At 72.5% G+C, this 17,203-nt stretch carries 16 protein-coding genes; 10 read left to right on the plus strand and 6 right to left on the minus strand.

Going from position 1 to position 17,203, the window contains the following annotated elements; genetic code table 11:
• Positions 1 to 534, minus strand: a 534-nt coding sequence (locus tag ACWDCZ_RS33840) for a DUF504 domain-containing protein (RefSeq protein ID WP_449817850.1), incomplete at its 3' end; no start/stop codon positions are given.
• On the minus strand, positions 534 to 2,330 hold the full coding sequence (locus tag ACWDCZ_RS33845; RefSeq protein WP_449817851.1) for an RNA ligase family protein: 1,797 nt from the start codon (positions 2,328 to 2,330) through the stop codon (positions 534 to 536). The genes ACWDCZ_RS33840 and ACWDCZ_RS33845, both read right to left, overlap by 1 nt.
• 198 nt (positions 2,331 to 2,528) lie before the next feature.
• Between ACWDCZ_RS33845 and ACWDCZ_RS33850 the strand changes: the two genes are divergently transcribed.
• Entirely contained in the window at positions 2,529 to 3,314 is a 786-nt protein-coding gene (locus ACWDCZ_RS33850) for a class I SAM-dependent methyltransferase (protein WP_449817852.1), read from the plus strand.
• Between the two features lie 106 nt (positions 3,315 to 3,420).
• The gene (locus ACWDCZ_RS33855) at positions 3,421 to 3,936 is read left to right on the plus strand and encodes a hypothetical protein (protein WP_449817853.1); all 516 of its coding nucleotides are present in this window, start codon (positions 3,421 to 3,423) and stop codon (positions 3,934 to 3,936) included.
• Between the two features lie 23 nt (positions 3,937 to 3,959).
• On the opposite strand, the gene ACWDCZ_RS33860 is transcribed toward ACWDCZ_RS33855, so the two are convergent.
• On the minus strand, positions 3,960 to 4,985 hold the full coding sequence (locus ACWDCZ_RS33860) for a DUF5937 family protein (RefSeq protein WP_449817854.1): 1,026 nt from the start codon (positions 4,983 to 4,985) through the stop codon (positions 3,960 to 3,962).
• A gap of 270 nt (positions 4,986 to 5,255) precedes the next feature.
• Here ACWDCZ_RS33860 and ACWDCZ_RS33865 point away from each other — a divergent pair, with 270 nt between their 5' ends.
• Complete coding sequence (locus tag ACWDCZ_RS33865; RefSeq protein WP_079272196.1) at positions 5,256 to 5,972, plus strand: flavodoxin family protein; 717 nt, start codon at positions 5,256 to 5,258, stop codon at positions 5,970 to 5,972.
• Positions 5,973 to 6,013: 41 nt separating this feature from the next.
• Here ACWDCZ_RS33865 and ACWDCZ_RS33870 read toward each other — a convergent pair whose 3' ends face one another.
• Entirely contained in the window at positions 6,014 to 6,478 is a 465-nt protein-coding gene (locus tag ACWDCZ_RS33870) for a GTP cyclohydrolase I (protein ID WP_449817855.1), read from the minus strand.
• Here ACWDCZ_RS33870 and ACWDCZ_RS33875 point away from each other — a divergent pair.
• Positions 6,443 to 6,781, plus strand: a complete 339-nt coding sequence (locus ACWDCZ_RS33875) for a hypothetical protein (RefSeq protein ID WP_449817856.1) — start codon at positions 6,443 to 6,445, stop codon at positions 6,779 to 6,781. The genes ACWDCZ_RS33870 and ACWDCZ_RS33875 overlap by 36 nt on opposite strands.
• Here the strand turns inward: ACWDCZ_RS33875 and ACWDCZ_RS33880 are convergent.
• Positions 6,759 to 8,414 carry a prolyl oligopeptidase family serine peptidase gene (locus tag ACWDCZ_RS33880; RefSeq protein WP_449817862.1) on the minus strand — a complete coding sequence of 552 codons (1,656 nt, stop codon included), beginning with the start codon at positions 8,412 to 8,414 and terminating at the stop codon, positions 6,759 to 6,761. The genes ACWDCZ_RS33875 and ACWDCZ_RS33880 overlap by 23 nt on opposite strands.
• 796 nt (positions 8,415 to 9,210) lie before the next feature.
• Between ACWDCZ_RS33880 and ACWDCZ_RS33885 the strand changes: the two genes are divergently transcribed.
• On the plus strand, positions 9,211 to 10,257 hold the full coding sequence (locus ACWDCZ_RS33885; protein ID WP_449817857.1) for a PIG-L deacetylase family protein: 1,047 nt from the start codon (positions 9,211 to 9,213) through the stop codon (positions 10,255 to 10,257).
• A 209-nt stretch (positions 10,258 to 10,466) separates the two neighbouring features.
• Here the strand turns inward: ACWDCZ_RS33885 and ACWDCZ_RS33890 are convergent, their stop codons facing one another.
• Positions 10,467 to 11,624: a hypothetical protein gene (locus ACWDCZ_RS33890; protein ID WP_449817858.1), complete on the minus strand. Its 1,158-nt coding sequence runs from the start codon at positions 11,622 to 11,624 to the stop codon at positions 10,467 to 10,469.
• Positions 11,625 to 11,863: 239 nt separating this feature from the next.
• Between ACWDCZ_RS33890 and ACWDCZ_RS33895 the strand changes: the two genes are divergently transcribed.
• From ACWDCZ_RS33895 to ACWDCZ_RS33915, 5 genes are all read left to right on the plus strand, one after another.
• Positions 11,864 to 13,066 carry a nucleotide disphospho-sugar-binding domain-containing protein gene (locus tag ACWDCZ_RS33895; RefSeq protein WP_449817859.1) on the plus strand — a complete coding sequence of 401 codons (1,203 nt, stop codon included), beginning with the start codon at positions 11,864 to 11,866 and terminating at the stop codon, positions 13,064 to 13,066.
• Positions 13,063 to 14,307 carry a hypothetical protein gene (locus ACWDCZ_RS33900; RefSeq protein ID WP_449817860.1) on the plus strand — a complete coding sequence of 415 codons (1,245 nt, stop codon included), beginning with the start codon at positions 13,063 to 13,065 and terminating at the stop codon, positions 14,305 to 14,307. Before ACWDCZ_RS33895 ends, ACWDCZ_RS33900 begins: the two co-directional genes overlap by 4 nt.
• A 104-nt stretch (positions 14,308 to 14,411) precedes the next feature.
• On the plus strand, positions 14,412 to 15,167 hold the full coding sequence (locus ACWDCZ_RS33905; protein WP_234348545.1) for a TylF/MycF family methyltransferase: 756 nt from the start codon (positions 14,412 to 14,414) through the stop codon (positions 15,165 to 15,167).
• Positions 15,164 to 15,919: a tRNA-dependent cyclodipeptide synthase gene (locus ACWDCZ_RS33910; protein ID WP_387970337.1), complete on the plus strand. Its 756-nt coding sequence runs from the start codon at positions 15,164 to 15,166 to the stop codon at positions 15,917 to 15,919. The genes ACWDCZ_RS33905 and ACWDCZ_RS33910 overlap by 4 nt, the downstream gene beginning before the upstream one ends.
• Complete coding sequence (locus ACWDCZ_RS33915; protein WP_449817861.1) at positions 15,916 to 17,115, plus strand: cytochrome P450; 1,200 nt, start codon at positions 15,916 to 15,918, stop codon at positions 17,113 to 17,115. Before ACWDCZ_RS33910 ends, ACWDCZ_RS33915 begins: the two co-directional genes overlap by 4 nt.
• Positions 17,116 to 17,203: the final 88 nt, after the last annotated feature.

Here is a 17,203-nt window from a genome sequence, read left to right on the forward strand (position 1 = left end):
GGCGATCAGCTGCGGCTCGACCTCCTGGAGGGCGATGACGTCGGCGTCGGCGGCCGCCAGCGCGGCGAGCAGCAGCGGGCGGCGCCGGGCGGTGGCGATCCGCTCGGCGTCGTAGCGGTCCCACAGGGTGTTCCAGGTGACCACGCGCAGGCCGGTGGCCGTGGCGGCGGTCCCGGCGGTCTCGGTGGTCTCGGTGGTCTCGCCGGTCCGGGCCGGCCGCCAGCCGCCGTCCGGGTGCCAGGCGTACGGGGTGGTCGCGGTGAAGAAGGGCGCGGGCAGGAGCGGCGGGTCGGTGCGGCGCCCGGCCTCGGTGCGGTCGAGCAGGTCCACGCCCGAGGCGCGGTCCCAGACCCGTACGCCGTCCGCCTCGACCCAGTGCACCCGGTGCCAGGGGATCTCGCCGGAGGCGGTGAAGGCCTCCAGCGGGACGCGCTCGGTGCGGTCGTCGCGGTGGCGCACGCCCAGGGAGAACCGCGCCGGGTCGAAGCGGGCGTCCCAGCGGATGCGCTGGCAGATCTGTTCGATGGGGCGCATCAGTCCTCCTGCTCGTCGAGCGTGCCCGCGGTGTCCTCCACGGTGCCACCGGGGCCGACGTACCAGGTGCGGTGCGCCTGGCCGGGGTAGGGCGGGCCGAAGCGGTGCAGCTGCGCGGTGAGCACCTGGTCGGGCACCGGGTGCGGGCGGACGGCGTTGCGGCGCAGCAGCTCCTCCTCGCCGACCACCAGCACCACCTGGGTGACCAGGGCGTCGCGGCGCTGGGCGACGGCGTGGACGTGGGAGCGCTGCTGGCGGTTGAGCGAGGTGGCGTCCCAGACGGCGGTGGCGCCGGTGGATCCCGCAGGGTCACCGGTGGATTCTCCAGGGCCGGGGGCCGGTGCGGCGGCCAGGGCGGCGTCCAGCCGGGCCAGGCCCTCGCGCAGCACATCGGCGTTGTCGCGCTGGTCGGCGCGCGAGCCCCGGGCGGCGCGCAGGTCGTCCAGGCTGATCCGGGCGGTCACGCCGGTGAGCCCGGCGGCGAAGCTGCTCTTGCCGCTGCCGGAGGGGCCGCACAGGTGGACCAGTCGGGGGAACCGGCCGTCGCGCCAGCGCCAGGTGGCCGCGACGGCCTCCTCGGCGGTGGCGATCCGGCCGAGGGCGTACGCCTCGCGGGCCTGGGCCCAGCAGCGGTCGGCGGCGTCGCGGTCCAGACCGGCCAGCGCCGTCCGCAGCTCGGCCCGCAGCCGGGCGAGCGGAGCCTCGGCGAGCAGCCCGGCGTCCTCGGCGTACAGCGCCGACCAGGCGACCTGCTCGCGCTCCGCCCGTCCGGGGGCGGCGGTCGCCGCGACGGCGTGCAGCACTCCGAGGTCGGCGGCCGCCGAGAGCCGGACCAGCCCGGCGCGGCGCTCCTCGTCCGGGTACGGGTGCTGGAGGGCGGGGTGCAGCCCGACCAGGTCGGCGACCCGCCGGGCCAGCGGCAGCCCGAGCGGCCCGGCCAGCAGCGGTGCCAGCGACTGGCGGTGGGCGGTGCGCAGCGCGGTGGCGAGCACGCCGGCCAGCCGGGCGTCCCCGCCTCGGCCCAGCTCGTCCAGCCGGGCCGACACCTCGGCCAACTCATCGGGGGAGCAGGAGAGTTCGGGTATGCCCAAGGCCGCTGCGAGGGCGGCGGGCTCGGGCAGCGCACCGGAGCGCACGGCCCAGAGCGCGGAGCCCGGGGCGAGCCCGTTCTCCACCACCGCGGCGTGCATCCAGTGGGTGTCGGTACGCACGTGCCGCGGACGGACCCACTTGGCGACCCGCTCGCCGAACTCGGCCCGGGAGAAGCCCCGGACCGTCCGCACCACGTACCCCTCCTGCCGGTCGAGGTCCAACCGCAGGGCGCGCAGGGCCCGTTCGTCGTAGCGGCCGCGCCACAGCACCCGGGGGACGGGCACACCGAGGCGGCGCAGGAAGCGGACGGTGTCGTCCCAGTCCAGGCAGTGGTCGCCGTCGAGGTCCCCGCCGTCGGCGCCGCCCGTCCAGACCGAGAAGCCGTAGAACCAGCTCTCCAGGTCGGTGTACGGGATCGAGTGCCGGGCGAACAGGTTCTCGCCGCAGATCCGCCAGCCGTCCGGGATGCGCGGGGCGATCCGGCTCTGGAGGCCCTTCACCCAGGCGCGGGAGGGGTGGTGGGCGGAGTCCAGCGAGCGGGCGTGCAGGCCGTCGCGGTAGAGCGTGGTGTTCTCGCCGTCGAGCTTCTCGGTGACGACGACCTCGGCGCCGGCCAGCGCGGACAGGTCCCCGGCCCGTACGTCGTCCGCCGCGGCGCCCGGTGACCAGGGCAGATGCGGCGTCCGGGGGTAGTGCACACGCATGTCCGGCTCCCTGGGCGTTCTTGATCAGGCGGACACTGTAGGAGCCGCCACGGACGCCGGGCCACCGATTAAACGGGGCCTGGCGGTCGCGGAGCGGTGTGGACGACACGCGGGCAGGAACGTCCCTGCACCCCCGCGCCGCCGCCCCGGGGTGCAATGGGCGCCACCTGGCACACCGTCAACAGGGGAGGCCGACAGGTGGAGACGACGACGAGGGACGCGGACCCGGTCCGGGTCCTGGACGTGACGAGCGCCGACTACCGCCGGGCGTTCGAACTGTTCCTGGCCGGGACGGACGAGAAGCCGATCACCCACGCCCGGCTGAGCGAGATCGTGGCCACCCTGCCGCACCGCCGGGTCCTGCTGGACCTCGGCGCGGGCGACGGCCGCACCACCGCTCACCTGAGCCGCTCCTTCGACCGCACGATCGCGGTGGAACCCAGCGCCGCGATGCGCGAGAAGCTCGGCGCGGCCTGCCCCGACGCCCTCGTCCTCCCGGAACCGCTCGACCGGGTCCACCCGCCCGAGCAGGCCGACCTCGTCCACCTCTCCCACGTGCTCTACTACGTGCCCGAGGCGGACTGGTTCGGCACCGTCAGCCGCGCCCTGGACTGGACGGCCCCCGGCGGCACCCTCCTGGTCGTGCTCCAGAACCCGGAGAGCCCGTGCATGCGGATGGCCGCGCACTTCACCGGCGTCCGCTACGACCTCGCCCCGCTCGCCGACCGCCTGCACGAGCGGCACCCGGAGCACGACTACGCCCTCGAGACCCTCGACCTCCACTACCGCGCGCCCGACCTCGCCGAGGCGGTGGACGTCGCCGAGTTCATGGTCAACGTCGCCGACCTGGCCACCCTCGAGCCCCGCCCCTCCCGCGCGGCCCTGGCCGCCTACGTCCAGGAGCACTTCGCCCTCCCCGGCGGCGGCTACGGCATCGGCCACACCCAGGACATGCTCGTCATCCGCCGGGCCGACCGGGCCTGAGTCGCCCCCGGCCCTCGCCCCCTCCCGGCAGCCCTCGTGTGTGACGATCACTGCGGGCAGGACGACCCGCGCGGCGGGTGCCGCCGCGACACCAGGAGAGACCCGCATGGGCGACCACTATCCGTACCGCATCGCGACCAGGAGCGGGGACCTGACGGTGATCTGGCGGCCCGGCGAGGGCGACGCACCCGATGAGCTCCTCGTCGACGACCTCGGAGGACTCCTCGTCTTCCGGGACGTCGGGACGCTGCGGGACCACTGTGACCGCAACGGCCGGGAGCTCGTCTGGGAGGGCGAGGGCACGCTCGATCTGGCCGCCGTACGGCGTTGGGTTGAGCACCCCGAGCCCGGCCCCGACCCTGGTCCGGTGCCGGCGGGACTGCTGCTGGAGGCGTGGAACTTCTTCGAAGACCTCGCCCACAGCGTGACGGCCGGCCCGCCCTTTCCCTCCCAGGGGCCGGTCCACGACAGCGCCTACGAGAAGGTCTTCGGTGGCGACACCCTCGAACCGGCCGCCGACGAGGAAGCTCTGACGGACGAGGAGACCGCGGCCGTACGTGGACTCCTGCGAGCCGGGCTGGACCTCTGGGAGGACGCCGTGCGCCGGTCCGGCGCCAGCTGATCGGTGGGGTGGTAGTGGGCCGCTCAGCGCCGTCCGGAGGACGCGTCGAGCACCGCGATGCCCGTCGGGGTGGCGACGTGGGCGGCCGTCTGGCGGTCCCGGTGGGTGGCGATCAGGCCCGCGTTGCGCAGCGTCGTGGCGTGCTCGCTGGCGCTGGCCATGGAGATGCCGACGAGCGCGGCGAGCTGCCGGGTCGAGCAGCCCGGGTGACCGGCGACGGCGCCGAGCACCGCCGCCCGGGTGTGGCCCAGCAGGGATCCGACGGCGCCGACCGCCGGCGGCGACTCCCGACGGCCGCCGGACGGGAGGGCCGGGAACAGCGGCATGGCCGCACCCTCCTGGAGCCGGGCCACCGGATAGGTGAGGACCGGCTGCGGCACCGCGTCGAGGTTGACGATCGGGGCCTCGACGGCGAACACCGACGGCTGGAGCAGCATCCCCTGCCCGGCCAGGTGCACGTCGGCGTCCAGACCGGAGACCGTCGCGATCTCCAGCACGGGCGCCCGCCAGCGGACCCGCCGCGGGTTGAGGCGCGCGAGCAGCGCCTCGACGCCGCCGCCGAGCAGCTGGCGGGACCGCACCGCCGCGTCGGCCGCCGTCAAGGCCTCGACCTCCCGCCAGTGCGGGACGAGGGCATGGCCGGCCACGTGCTCCAGGCTGTCGCACAACTGCCGCAGCAGCAGCGGGTCGTCGGGCAGCCGGCGGGCCCACGAGGGCAGGGGCTGGTGCCGGGCTGTGTTCTCCAGGCTGGCCCGTACGCGGCTGCGGGGCGTGGCACGGACCTGTTCGATCAGTTCGGCGGGCGTCGCGGCGTTCGCGCCGCTCAGGAAGTCGGTGATCCGCCCGCGCGAGGGCATGAGGGCGAGGACCATGCGCGAGGCGGGCTGCAGGGCGGACAGGGTGCGGTGGCGCCAGGCCCCGAGCCGCACCGGCTGGGTGCGCTCCTGCAGCTGCCGTGCCGCGGTGCTCAGCTCGATGCAGGGCGCCGGTCCGTCGGCGACGCGGGTCCGCGCGAGGTCCTCCAAGGTGAAGTGGATGCGTAACGGCACGTCGTCGCCCTCTCCCCAAGCCCGACCGGCGCCTCCGCCGGTGCTGCCGTCCTCCTGCGCTCGACGGCCATCCTCGTCGAGGGCGGGCACGCGGGCCAGTAGGGGGACGGGCCGGAATCGGGACCGGGCCGCCGGCCCCGAACGGTCGATCAGGTGGTGTGCGGTCAGGCGACCGGCCCAGTTCCGCGAGCGCCCAGGAGACCGGACTGGTGAGCTGTACCGGGAGTCCGCGGCCCGACCGGCCTCCCGCCGCCCCTGGAGGAGGAATCCGTGCCGGACCCGACGACGTCCTACGCCGACCTGCGCGCCCTGGTGATCAACTGCACCCTGAAGCGCTCCCCGGAGCGCAGCCACACCCAGGGCCTGATCGACGTCAGCACCGGCATCCTGGAACGCCAGGGCGTTGCCGTCGACGTCCTGCGGGCGGTGGACATCGACATCGCCACGGGCGTCTGGCCGGACATGACGGAACACGGCTGGGAGACCGACGAGTGGCCCGTCATCTACTCCCAGGTGATGGCCGCCGACATCCTCACCCTGGCGGGGCCGGTCTGGCTCGGCGACAACTCCTCCGTCATGAAGAAGGTCATCGAGCGGCTCTACGCCTGCTCCTCGATCCTCAACTCCGAGGGCCAGTACGCCTACTACGGCCGGGTCGGCGGCTGCCTGATCACCGGCAACGAGGACGGCGCCAAGCACTGCGCGATGAACGTCCTCTACAGCCTCCAGCACCTCGGCTACACCATCCCGCCCCAAGCCGACGCCGGCTGGGTCGGCGAGGCCGGCCCCGGACCGTCCTACCTGGACCCCGGCTCCGGCGGCCCCGAGAACGACTTCACCAACCGCAACACCACCTTCATGACCTGGAACCAGCTCCACCTGGCCCGCATGCTCAAGGACGCCGGCGGCATCCCGGCCCACGGCAACCAGCGCTCCGAGTGGGACGCCGGCTGCCGCTTCGACTTCGAGAACCCCGAGCACCGCTGAACTCGTGCCTGGCCGACGCAGGATCCGCAGGTCAGCAGCGGCTACAGGCGGACGGGCAGTGCGAGGCGTTCGATGCGGGCGGCGAGGTCGGGGTCGCCCTCGGTGCGGCCGAGGCGGCACATGGTGGTGGTGCGTACCGCAGTGGCCTTGACGTCGCGCATGCTCATGCACAGGTGCTCGCCGGTGGTGAAGACGGCGACGTCGTCGGTGGCGGCGGCCTTGGCGAGATCGTGGCCGACGTCGCGGGTGATGCGTTCCTGGAGCTGGAGGGCGTGGGTGTGGGCCTCCAGGTGCCGTACCAGCTTGGACAGGCCGAGGACGGCGGTGTCCGGCACGTAGGCGATGGACACGTCGAGGCGGAAGGGCAGCAGATGGTGCTCGCAGACGCTCCACGCCTCGATACCGGTCAGCAGGACGAAGTCACCGTACCGGCCCTCCTGGGCGAAGCTGGTGTCGAGCCTGCCGGGGTCGTGGTCGAGGAACTCACCCCGGCCGCGAGGAGCCAACTCGCCGAGGCGCTCAGCGGAGTGGGGGAGGACAGGGTCCGCCGGCGGGCGATCGACGTCGCTCTGCTCGCCGCCACCTGGCTGCGCACCGGGGACCTCGACCGGGCGTGCGCGGCTGGTCGGGACGCCGTCGCCTACGCGGCCAGGACGGGGTCAGGCCGGTGCGTCGAGCGGGTGGCCGGCGTCCTGGCCGAGCTGCGGGTCCATGCCGACTGCGCCCCGGCCCGGGAGCTGTGCGAGTTCGCCCGGGCCGTGCTGCCCGAGGCCGACGACATGGCCGTCAAGCTCTTGGGCGGGTCATGAGGCGGCGGTAGAAGTCGAGTTCGGCGCAGAGGGCCTGTTCCCGGGCGGCAGGCGCCGACAGGTAGTGGTCGCCGTCCTCCAGCAGCAGGCTGTCGTGGTCACCGCCGAGGGCGGCCAGGTCCTGCGCGAACTGCATCGCCTCCTCGGCGGAGGTGATCGTGTCGGCGGTTCCGTGGATCACCAGCACGGGGCAACGGATCCGTTCCGGCGTAACGGCTCCGGCAGGCCCGCGGAGGGCGGCCGCGTGGGGGCGCTGGAACTCCGGGACGGACAGCTCCCACCGTGCTGGATCGATGATCGCCGAGGTGGCCGTCGCGCCGGCGAACGGCCCGGGACGACTCGCCGCTTGGAGCGCCGTGTACCCGCCGGCGCTCGCGCCGCTGATGAACATCGCCCCGGGCAGTGCCACGCCGGTCGAACGCAGGTGCTCGGCCACCGCGGCGCAGTCCTCGACGTCGTACTCGCCCCAGTGGCCGTGCAGCACCTGCCGGAAGGCGCGGCCCCGGCCGGTGCTGCCCCGGTAGAGGACCTCGGCGACGGCGAAGCCGTGGCTGACGAAGAACTGGGTCGTCCAGTCCAGCCGCAGGGGCACATCGTCCGTCGGACCGGGGTGCGCCCGCAGCAGAAGCGGTACGGGCGCCGCTGTTCCCGAAGGCCGGTGCAGCAGGAAGCGGACAGGACCGTCCGCACCCGGTGCTGTGTCGAGCGACGGGGGGACGGGCGTCCAAGGCGGAACGGCCCCTGACCGGGTGCCCACCGGGACGGCCGGGGCGTCGGCCTGTGCTGCGAGGTCGAGCGACCAGAGCCCGGGGGCGGACGACGGGGAGGAGCCGATCACGGCGAGCCGGCCTTCGTCGACCGCGATGTACGGCTTCACCGAGGTGAGGTTCGGGCCGAGCCGGCGCCGACCGCCGGTGGGATCGACGGCGACGAGTTCGGCGGAGAACCCGTTCAGGACGGTCAGCACGACGGCGCCGTCGGGGGCGAATCCGTAGGACTGGTAGCCCGCTTCCCAGGGCGCCGGCGCGCAGTCCGCATCGATGGGCAGGACCGGCGTCACCGTGTTGCCGCGAAGCCGGTAGAGGTTCCACCAACCCGTTCGGTCGGACATGAAGTACAGCAGTCCGTCCGGCCCCCAGGACGGCTGGAGCACGGACTCCGAGGAGCCGCCTGCGACGACCCGGCCCGCTCCGGGGCGGCCGGAACGGATGTCGGCCAGCAGGAGGCGGCAACTGTCCCAAGGCATCTGGTCCCGGCTCCACTCCAGGTACGCCAGGGCGTCCCCGGCGAGCCGGGGGCAGGAGAGGAACTCGGAGGAGCGAACCAGGATCTGAACGTCTCCGGCCGGAGTCACCGTGACGATCTCGTCCGCAGCGCCGTCACCACGGACCGCGAAGACGCTGCCGTCCGGGCCCGGAGTGAGGTCGCCATAGTGCTCGGAGCCATGGATGGACACGATCCTGTCCGGCGCGCGGCCGAGCGGTTGACGGAAGAGGGAGCCGCCGTCACCGACGAACCACACCGCGCCCTCCACCACGGCGAAGCTGCCGCCGCCGTAGGCGTGGAGTTCACCCCCGACTGAGAAGTCGGACGGTGTCACCGCGAAGGCGTTGCCGGAGCCCTCCGAACACATCACGCGCCGGACGCCGCCGTGATCGGGGTCGGACTGCAACCACCACAGTGAGCCTGCCACAGCCTGGAGTTCGTCGTACGCCACGACCTTCCGCGCAACCCACGCGGGTGACAACCCTGTGTCCTGAGACCTCATGAAGGGGATCCTGCCGAATCACGCCGGTAAGTGCCACCGCCGCAATGTGACCGGTACACGAGGTTGGGTGCCCGGTCCGAGTGCGGAGGGAGACTGGGACCCCCGAGCACCGCTGAGCCGCCGTCCACGGCTCGGCCGCGCGGAACGCGTGCGGGGTAGGCCGTCGTGGGGCGAACGATCCTCACCGTCGTGAAAACGTCCTCAGCACAGCCGATGCAACCGAACCCGGGCCTGGTCCTCGCATGGTTTGAACTGCGGCTTCGTGCTCCGGCCGGCATCGACCCCATGAGGACGAGCCCCGCGCTGTGCGCCGGCGCGAGGTAGCCGGCTCGCTGCCGCACCGGGAGCACGGGAAGTCGACTGGTCCGACGTCCCGTGCTCCCGCACGAACGGGCAGGGCGAGGCGTCCGGCGGAGCGGATCCGCCGGCCGTGGAGCCGGTTCGGTGCGCCGCCACCCCCGCCGATGGGCGGGGTGGGTCCCGGGAGCACGGTGCCGGGCGAGGGTGGGAGCGGGAGTGCGGTCCCCGTTCCGGTGGGTGACGCCGGGTGACGGGTGCGCTCTGTAGCGTCGGGGGCGTGACCTGGTGGTTCGTCCGCCGTCACCGTCGACTCCCGTTTCCCGTGCCGCCCCCGTGGGGCCGCTGTCCAAGGAGCCTGCCCATGGCCGATCGTCACTTCCTCCACCGCTTCGACTCCTCCGCTGCCACCGGCGACGGCGGGCCGGGGTACGGGCCGGCCCGGTGGGGTCGGCAGGAGGCGGCAATGGTGGACAACGGAGGGGCGGGTCTGTCCCGGCGACGGGTGCTGACGGCGGGGGCGCTGGCCGGGGCCACGCTCCTGGGTACCGGTCTGTCGGGGGGCAGGGCGTCGGCCGCGTCAGCTCCGGCGATCTTCTACTCGCCGCACCAGGACGACGAGGCGCTGGGTCTGGCCGGGTCGATCCTGGAGCACAAGGCGGCCGGACGGCCCGTGTACCTGGTGCTGGTGACACGGGGTGAGAACGACGGGCTGGCGAGGCGGATGAACACCGATCCCTGTCCGATGACCACAGAGGACCGCCGGCATCCGTGCGTCGCCCGCGGCCACCACGGGCTGAACTGGCCGACCATACCTGCGAGCGCCAGTGACAGCGTCATCGTGCCCGCCCGGACCGCCGAGTTCATGGCCTCGGCGGCCCGCCTCGGCGTCGACAAGGTGATCAACCTCAAGCTCCCCGACTCCGCGTGGGGCGGGGACGACGCCTTCAAGAAGTTCACCAGCACGGTCAAGTCGAAGATCGCGTCCATCGCGGATCAGTACCCGGGCGCCTCGCACAAGTTCACCGCGGGCTGGCTGGAGGTCAGCGCGACCCACAAGGCGATCACCGACGCGGCCGTGCAGCTGGCGAGGGAGGGCAAGCTCACCGATGTGCGCTTCAACTTCGTCTACGCCTACGACCACGAGCTCCCCGACCGCAGCAGGGGCGCCGCCTACGTGTTGAACATCCCCGACGCCCACATGAAGACCAAGCTCAAGGCCGTCGCCTGCTACAACAGCTGGGATCCGTCCAAGAACCTCTACGCGCTCGGCTACCACAGCGTCCCGGAGAAGCTGGAGGGCGCAGCGGCCGACCCGCACGAGTACGTCTTCGCCCTCCCCAACAACAAGTACCAGTACGGGGACATCGGCCGCAAGGACAACGGCAAGCCGCAGTGGGGGTGGTCCTGACGGGGCCGCCGGGCGCGGTCCGGAGCCCGGGACGGTCGGTCGCCGACCGCCCCGGGCGGTTCGTTTCCTGACCGCCGGTCGGGACTGCGAGGTGATGATCGCCGACCCCGGTCGGACGCACTGTCGCACCCTCGACGAGGCCCGCGCCGTGCTGGGGTCCGCCTGGCTCTTCGCCGGGCTCTACCTGTGTCACGAGCGGTGTTGCGGACTCAGTGGCGGATCCAGCCCGGGATCCCCCCTTCGGCGTTGCGGCCTTTCTCCAGGAACGCGATGTTGCGGTAGAGGTGCATTCCGGCCAGGGACGGACCGACTCCGCCGGTGGTCTTCAACGGCTGCTCCTCGTAGTGCAGGTCGTCGACGAGCCGTTTGACGAGGCCGAGCGTGGTGCTGTCGCACGCCTCCGGGTCCTCGTTTCCGCCGAAGCCCGGGGCGTAGGAGGTCCACAGGTCCTCGATGACGTAGAGGCCTCCGGCGCGGACGTGGGGGAAAAGTGCCCGGAATGTTGTCCTGACGTGTTCGTTGATATGACTTCCATCGTCGATGACGATATCGAACGGACCGTGCCGTTCGGCGATTTCGATCATTTGGGCGGGGTCGCTCTGGTCCGCCTTCAGTGTGTGCAGGCGCTGTTGATCGAGGCCGCTCTTGTCGTACAGGTCGACGCCGAATACCAGACCGCGCGGGAAGTAGTGTTTCCACATCTTCAATGACCCGCCACCCAGGGTGGGGTGGTCGTATCCGCCGATTCCGATTTCGAGCACTCGGACGGGTTGGTCGCGCAGCTGGCGCAGGTGGCGTTCGTACAGGGCGGCGAACCAGTGCAGGCCGCCCCACTTGTCCGAGTCGTGGCGCAGGGCCAGCCGGGCGAGTCCGGGGTGGTCGGAGGAGCAGCCGGTGAGGATGGTACTGGCCGCCGCCATGATCGAGCCGAGCGGGCGAACACCCTCCACTGTCATGGACTCCGGGACGAACCGCAGCTCGGTCCGTCGGTTCGCCGGCCCGCCGGGCGCGGACGGCCCGAACAACTCCCGTACCAGGTCGAGCACATCGTATTCGATGCGGAAGAGTCCGGCCGGGCCGTCCGCACCGTTCAGGCCGACCGGTCGACCGGCTTGGACGAGAAAGGAGGTGCTGACCCGCTCCTCGCCGCGCGTGACGTCCAGGACGACGGTGACCGGATCGGCGTTGCCCGGTGGATCGCAGCGGAACAGGATCTCGTCGACCAACGCGGCCGTGAGGTCGGCCAGTTCGAAGGAGTGGACGACGGAGTGCAGGGAGCGGGTGTCGTCTCCGGCCAGCCTGAGACATTCGATGGGTGTGGCCGAATCGGCTTTCCTGTCCGCCATGGGATCCGAGAATGTGCTCATCACATGAAATCCCTTTGTCCGAACTCTGTTGGAATGACCGTCGCGTGACACGTTCTCGTGTCCCTTGCTTCCGGTCAAGCTCCCCCGGAATGCGCGTGCCAGGCAATCCGGTGCGATCGGTCCCGGGGTGACGGTCCCGGCCCGGCGTACTTGAATACGGTGTGGCCGAGCTGGACAATCCCAACGAATCACGCCGAATTCGGCGGTCCTCGATGCCTCCAGCCGGTTAGGAGCACTTCGTGCGCATCTTGTTCGTGGTGGCACCCGGGGTCGGCCACCTCATGCCCGCGGTGCCCACCATGTGGGCGGCGCAGTCGGCCGGTCACGAGGTACTCGTGGCCGCGACCGGACCGAGCCTGGACATGGCCGCGCGTTCGGGCCTGGCCGCCGTGGACGTATCCGACGGCGACGCCGCCGGCGCCTACCACCGGCTCGGTGTCCGGGTCACGAAGAACCGGCCGGACCGGTACGACCTCTCCGACGCCTGGCGCCGGTTCGCCGGTGCGGCGGGCCGGCCGGGCCCGACGGCCGCCGATCGGCCGGACCCCGCGCGCGAGGACGTCGCCGCCCTGGTCCTCGGGGTGGGAGGCCGGATGGTGGACGGCACCGTGGACCTGATCCGCCGGTGGCGCGCGGACCTCCTGGTCTTCACGACCTTCCTGGCCGGCGGTCAGCTCGCCGCCGAGGCCACCGGAATCCCCTGTGTGATGCACGGGATCGGGCTGCCCTACCCGTCCTTCGCCGCGGTGCTGAGCGCGCTGGAGGACGTGCGGGCACGCCACGGGATCACCGGTGCGCTCACCGGTCCGGTGGCGACGGTCGACCTGTGCCCGGAGAGCCTGCGCCCTCCGGACGCCAAGGCCGGATGGCCGATGCGTTACGTGCCGTACAACGGCGGTGCCGTGCTGCCCGACTGGGTGAGCGCTGCGCCGCGGCGCCCACGCATCTGCGTCACCTGGGGATCGGTGCTTCCCGCGGTCGGTGGAACCCCGGTCCTGCGGGACGTGGTCGACGCGCTGGCCGCCGAGGACGCCGAGGTCGTCCTCACCACGGGCGGGGCGGATCTGTCCGGCCTGGGGCCGCTCCCGCCGAACCTCCGTGCCGTCGACTGGGCGCCGCTCAGCGCTCTGCTGCCGAGCTGCGCCGCCGTCCTCCATCACGGAGGGTCGGGCACCACCTTCACCGCACTCGCCAACGGGGTGCCACAGCTGGTCCTGCCCCAGGTGGCGGATCAGCCGGTGAACGCACAAGCGGTGGTGGAGCGGGGGGTGGGGGTGGCCTTCCCCGACCGGGACATCGACCCCGCGGCACTCGCCGACGGCATCCGCCGCGCACTGACCGACCGGCGGATCCGAGAGGCCTGCCGGCAGGTCCGGGAGGAGATCAAGGCCATGCCCGGCCCCGAGCAGGTCGTCCGACAGCTGGTCGAGGCCGCGTCATGACCCGCACCGGCCCTGGACCGGTCGGCGCCCCGACCGCGGCACCGGCCGGAGACGCCCCCACGAGCGTGGCGGCCGGCCCCGGCTGGCCCGCGATCGAACCGCTGCTGCGCGCGGCGGCCGACGAGCACCGGCTGGCGCGGGCCGTCGCCGACCTCGGGCTCGACCGGGTCGCGGAGGTCGTCGTCGAGGAACTGGCCGTGCGGTGCGATCCGGTGCCGGTGGACGGCGCCGCGCACCTCGCCTTCGAGCTCACGTCGGACGGTGAACGGGCCTGTCGTCTTCTCACCGTCGACCGCGACGGGCTGACCTCGAAGCGGGACGGCTGGCAGGCGGCGCCGGTGCGGATCACCCATGACGCCGTCGACCTCCTGCGCGGCCTCTACGGCCCCGGCACCGATCGTCGGACCAGTCGGCGGGTCACCACCTGCGCCGAGCTGAACGCGCTCGGCCCGGCCCCCGGTGGGCTCACCGCGATCGTCCGCGAACGCCAGCGGCTGGCGGTCGCGGTCCAGGCGGTCGTGGCCGCCTGCCAACGGCACCCGGTCGACCTCGGCGGGCTCTCGACCCGGTTCGGCTCGGACAAGTGGGCCGACCTCCACTGGTACACCCAGCACTACGAGCGGCACTTCGCCCGCTTCCGGAACGCGCCGGTCCGAGTGCTGGAGATCGGGATCGGCGGCTACGACGCACCCGACCAGGGCGGCGCGTCACTGCGCATGTGGCAGCGCTACTTCCCGGCGGGACTGGTCCTCGGGCTCGACATCGTCCCCAAACCCGGTGTTCGGGGCCCCCGCATCGCCACCGCCGTCGGGGACCAGGGCGACCCCGGACTCCTGGACGACCTCGGCCGTCGGTTCGGGCCGTTCGACATCGTCATCGACGACGGCAGTCACCTCAACGCCCATGTGCGAGCCTCCTTCACCGCCCTGTTCCCGCACGTGCGGCCCGGCGGGCTGTACGTCGTCGAGGATCTCCAGACCGCCTACTGGCCCGGCTACGGCGGCACCGCCGGCCCCGTCGCCGGGCCCGGAACCTCGGTCGGCCTGCTCAAGCAGCTCGTCGACGGCCTGCACCACCGGGAGTGGGTGCCACCGGAGGCAGCGTCCGGACCGTCCTACGCCGACCGGCATGCCGTGGCTCTGACGGTCTACCACAACCTCGCCTTCGTCGAGAAGGGCGTCAACTCCGAGGAGGGCGCTCCCGACTTCATCGACCGCGGGTGGTCCGCACCACCAGCGTGACGTCCGCCAAGCCCTCCGGACCGATCCAGACCGATCCGATCCAGACCGATCCAGACCGATCCGGACCGATCCGGACCAAAACCGACCTGCCAGGGAGACAGCCAGTGGATGACTGCGACAGTGACGGGCACCTCTACCTGGACCTCATGAAGAAGGTCCTGACCAATGTCATCTACCAGGACGGTGGGCTCACTCCGGACGGACCGACCGGCTACCAGGCCGAGGAGCGGCACGGAGGGTTGGACTGGCCCGCTGCCGCGCACACGATGATCGGAAGGGAGCGGCTGGACAACCTGCACGACTGCCTGGAGCGGGTCGTCGCGGACGGCGTCGACGGCGATCTCATCGAGACCGGCGTCTGGCGCGGCGGGGCCTGCATCTTCATGCGTGCCTTCCTGAAGGCGCACGGCATCACCGACCGCCGCGTGTGGGTGGCCGACTCCTTCACCGGCATCCCCGAGGTGGGCGCGGACGGGCACCCCCTGGACCGCGAACTGGCCCTGCACGAGGCCAACGGGGTCCTCGGCGTGCCCCAGGAGGAGGTGGCGGAGAACTTCCGCCGCTACGGGCTGCTGGACGACCACGTCGCCTTCCTCCCGGGCCGGTTCCGGGACAGCCTGCCCCAGGCGCCGGTCGAGAAGCTGGCACTGCTCCGGCTCGACGGCGACCTCTACGAATCCACCTGGGACGCCCTGACCCACCTGTACCCCAGGCTGTCCACCGGAGGGTTCGTGATCATCGACGACTACGTCATCCCGGCGTGCCGGGCCGCTGTGCACGACTTCCGTGAGGAGCAGCGGATCGACGACCCGATCCGACGGATCGACGTCTGCGGCGCGTACTGGCGGCGGAGCCTGTGATCGCGGTCCCGGCGGAAGCCGTCACGGTCCACCCGCTCAACGAGCAGTCGCGGGAGATCCTCGACACCGGCGAGGCCGCGGTGTTCGGACTGAGCCCGTTCAACGGGTTCTACCGGCCCGCGACCGTCGAGACCCTGCTGGCCTGGGCCGCCGGAAGGTTTCGGCACGTCGAAGCCGTCCTGCCCGGCTACGAGACGGCCTTCGGCCTCATCGCCTGCGGGCGGGCACCCCGGGAGGCCGCACAGAGCGCGACCCGGGCCGTGCGCAGGATGCGCGCGGCGGCACGGCGCGCCCTCCACGCCTCCGGCCCGAACCCGCACGACCGGGTCAACAGCTGGACCCGGCTCGTCAACCGGAAGCGCTACCGCGAGCTGCGCGCGCAGGTCGACGACGCCTTCCGCTCGGACGGCCGGTTACGGGAACTGTGCCGGGAAGCATCCCGTGGCTACCTCATGACGGTCCTCGGCGGCGAACCGACCCCGGCGCAGATCGAACTCAACCTCGGCTACGTCCTCGCCGAACTTCCGCTCGTCCTGGACCTGCCCGGCATCACGGGGACCCGGACCGCCCTCCTCCTCTACAACCGTCCCTGGCCCTTGCAGCTCGCCCTGTGGAACGGCGAGGTCCCGGCCCTGGCGCCGGCGCCGGGCCACGGCTTCGCCACCATCGCACTGGCCGTCGAGCCGGCCGTGGCACCGGCCGTCGAGCAGGCCGCGCCGCCGAACGCCGGTACCAGAGGAGCCCAGTCGTGACCCTGTCGGACACCGACATCCTCCAGTGGCCGCTGCCCGCGGGGGAGCACGGGACCCCGCCGCCGCTGTACGCCACGCTGCGGCGGGAGCGCCCGGTCTGCCCGCTGCGCATGCCCAGTGGGCAGACCACCTGGCTGCTGACCCGCCACGACGACATCACCGGAGTCCTGACCGACCCGCGCTTCTCCAGGGACCTGGTCTACCCGGGCGCGCCGCGACTGATCGGTGAGGACTTCAACTCCGTGCCCGGGGGCATCTTCAACCTGGACCCGCCCCGGCACACCAGGGTGCGGCAGATCCTCAACCCGCTGTTCAACCGGCGAGCCGCCGAACGGTACTCCACCGCCATCGCGGCGCACGCCGAGGACCTGCTGACGGTGATGGCCGCGGGAAGCAACCCCGCGGATCTGGTCAGCGCCTACACGGCGCCCCTCGCCCTGCGGGTCAGCTGCGGGCTGCTCCGCATCCCGGCGGACCGGCGCCAGGCGCTGCACGGCTGCTTCCGTGAGCAGACCAGCCAGAACGCGGACCGGACGGACGTCTCGGCCGCCACCGAGCAGATCGGCGCGCTGGCCGCCGAGATCGTCGCGGACAAGTGGTCCGCCCCCGACCCGACCGAACCGATCGGCGCCCTGATCGCGGCCCGCCAGGCCGACGAGATCACCTCCGACGAGCTGCACGGCACCGTCAGCTACCTGCTCGTCACCGGGATCGAACCGCTCGTCTCCTCGGCGTCCACGGGCATCGTCACCCTGCTCAGGCACCCCGAGGAGCTGCAGAGCGTCCTCGAAGACCCGCGGCTGTGGCCCGCCGTCGTGGAGGAGGTCCTGCGGTTCCACCACAACGGCTACCTGTCCAACCCGCGAGTCGCGTTGGAGGACACCGAGATCCGCGGCGTGCCGATCCGCGCGGGGGAGTCGGTCGTCACGCCGATGATCGCGGCGACCTGGGACCCGGATCACTACAAGCACCCCCACCGGTTCAACATCCACCGCCGTACGGACGGATCGAGGACCTTCGGCGCCGGCCCGCACTTCTGCCTGGGCGCCTCACTGGCCCGGGCGCACCTGCGGATCGCTTTCGAAGCACTCTTCACCCGGTTCCCGAGGCTCATCCTCGCGATCGACGCGGACGAACTCCCCTGGGACGAGGACAACCTGTTCACCCGCCCGCTCGTCCTGCCGGTCGCCTGGTGAGGGGGGCGACAGCGCACGGGCCGGGGTCGGCGGACTACCAGCGCGTCGTGCGGGTTCGAGCGGACCGCGACCGGATCGGTCACGGTCC

The organism is Kitasatospora sp. NPDC001225 (assembly GCF_053597855.1).

Coding starts and splice junctions, on each gene's coding strand:
- ACWDCZ_RS33880 (WP_449817862.1), bottom strand. CDS start 8,414: ATGTGTTCGGAGGGCTCCGGCAACGCCTTCGCGGTGACACCGTCCGAC.
- ACWDCZ_RS33890 (WP_449817858.1), bottom strand. CDS start 11,624: ATGAGCACATTCTCGGATCCCATGGCGGACAGGAAAGCCGATTCGGCC.
- ACWDCZ_RS33885 (WP_449817857.1), top strand. CDS start 9,211: ATGGCCGATCGTCACTTCCTCCACCGCTTCGACTCCTCCGCTGCCACC.
- ACWDCZ_RS33855 (WP_449817853.1), top strand. CDS start 3,421: ATGGGCGACCACTATCCGTACCGCATCGCGACCAGGAGCGGGGACCTG.
- ACWDCZ_RS33900 (WP_449817860.1), top strand. CDS start 13,063: ATGACCCGCACCGGCCCTGGACCGGTCGGCGCCCCGACCGCGGCACCG.
- ACWDCZ_RS33845 (WP_449817851.1), bottom strand. CDS start 2,330: ATGCGTGTGCACTACCCCCGGACGCCGCATCTGCCCTGGTCACCGGGC.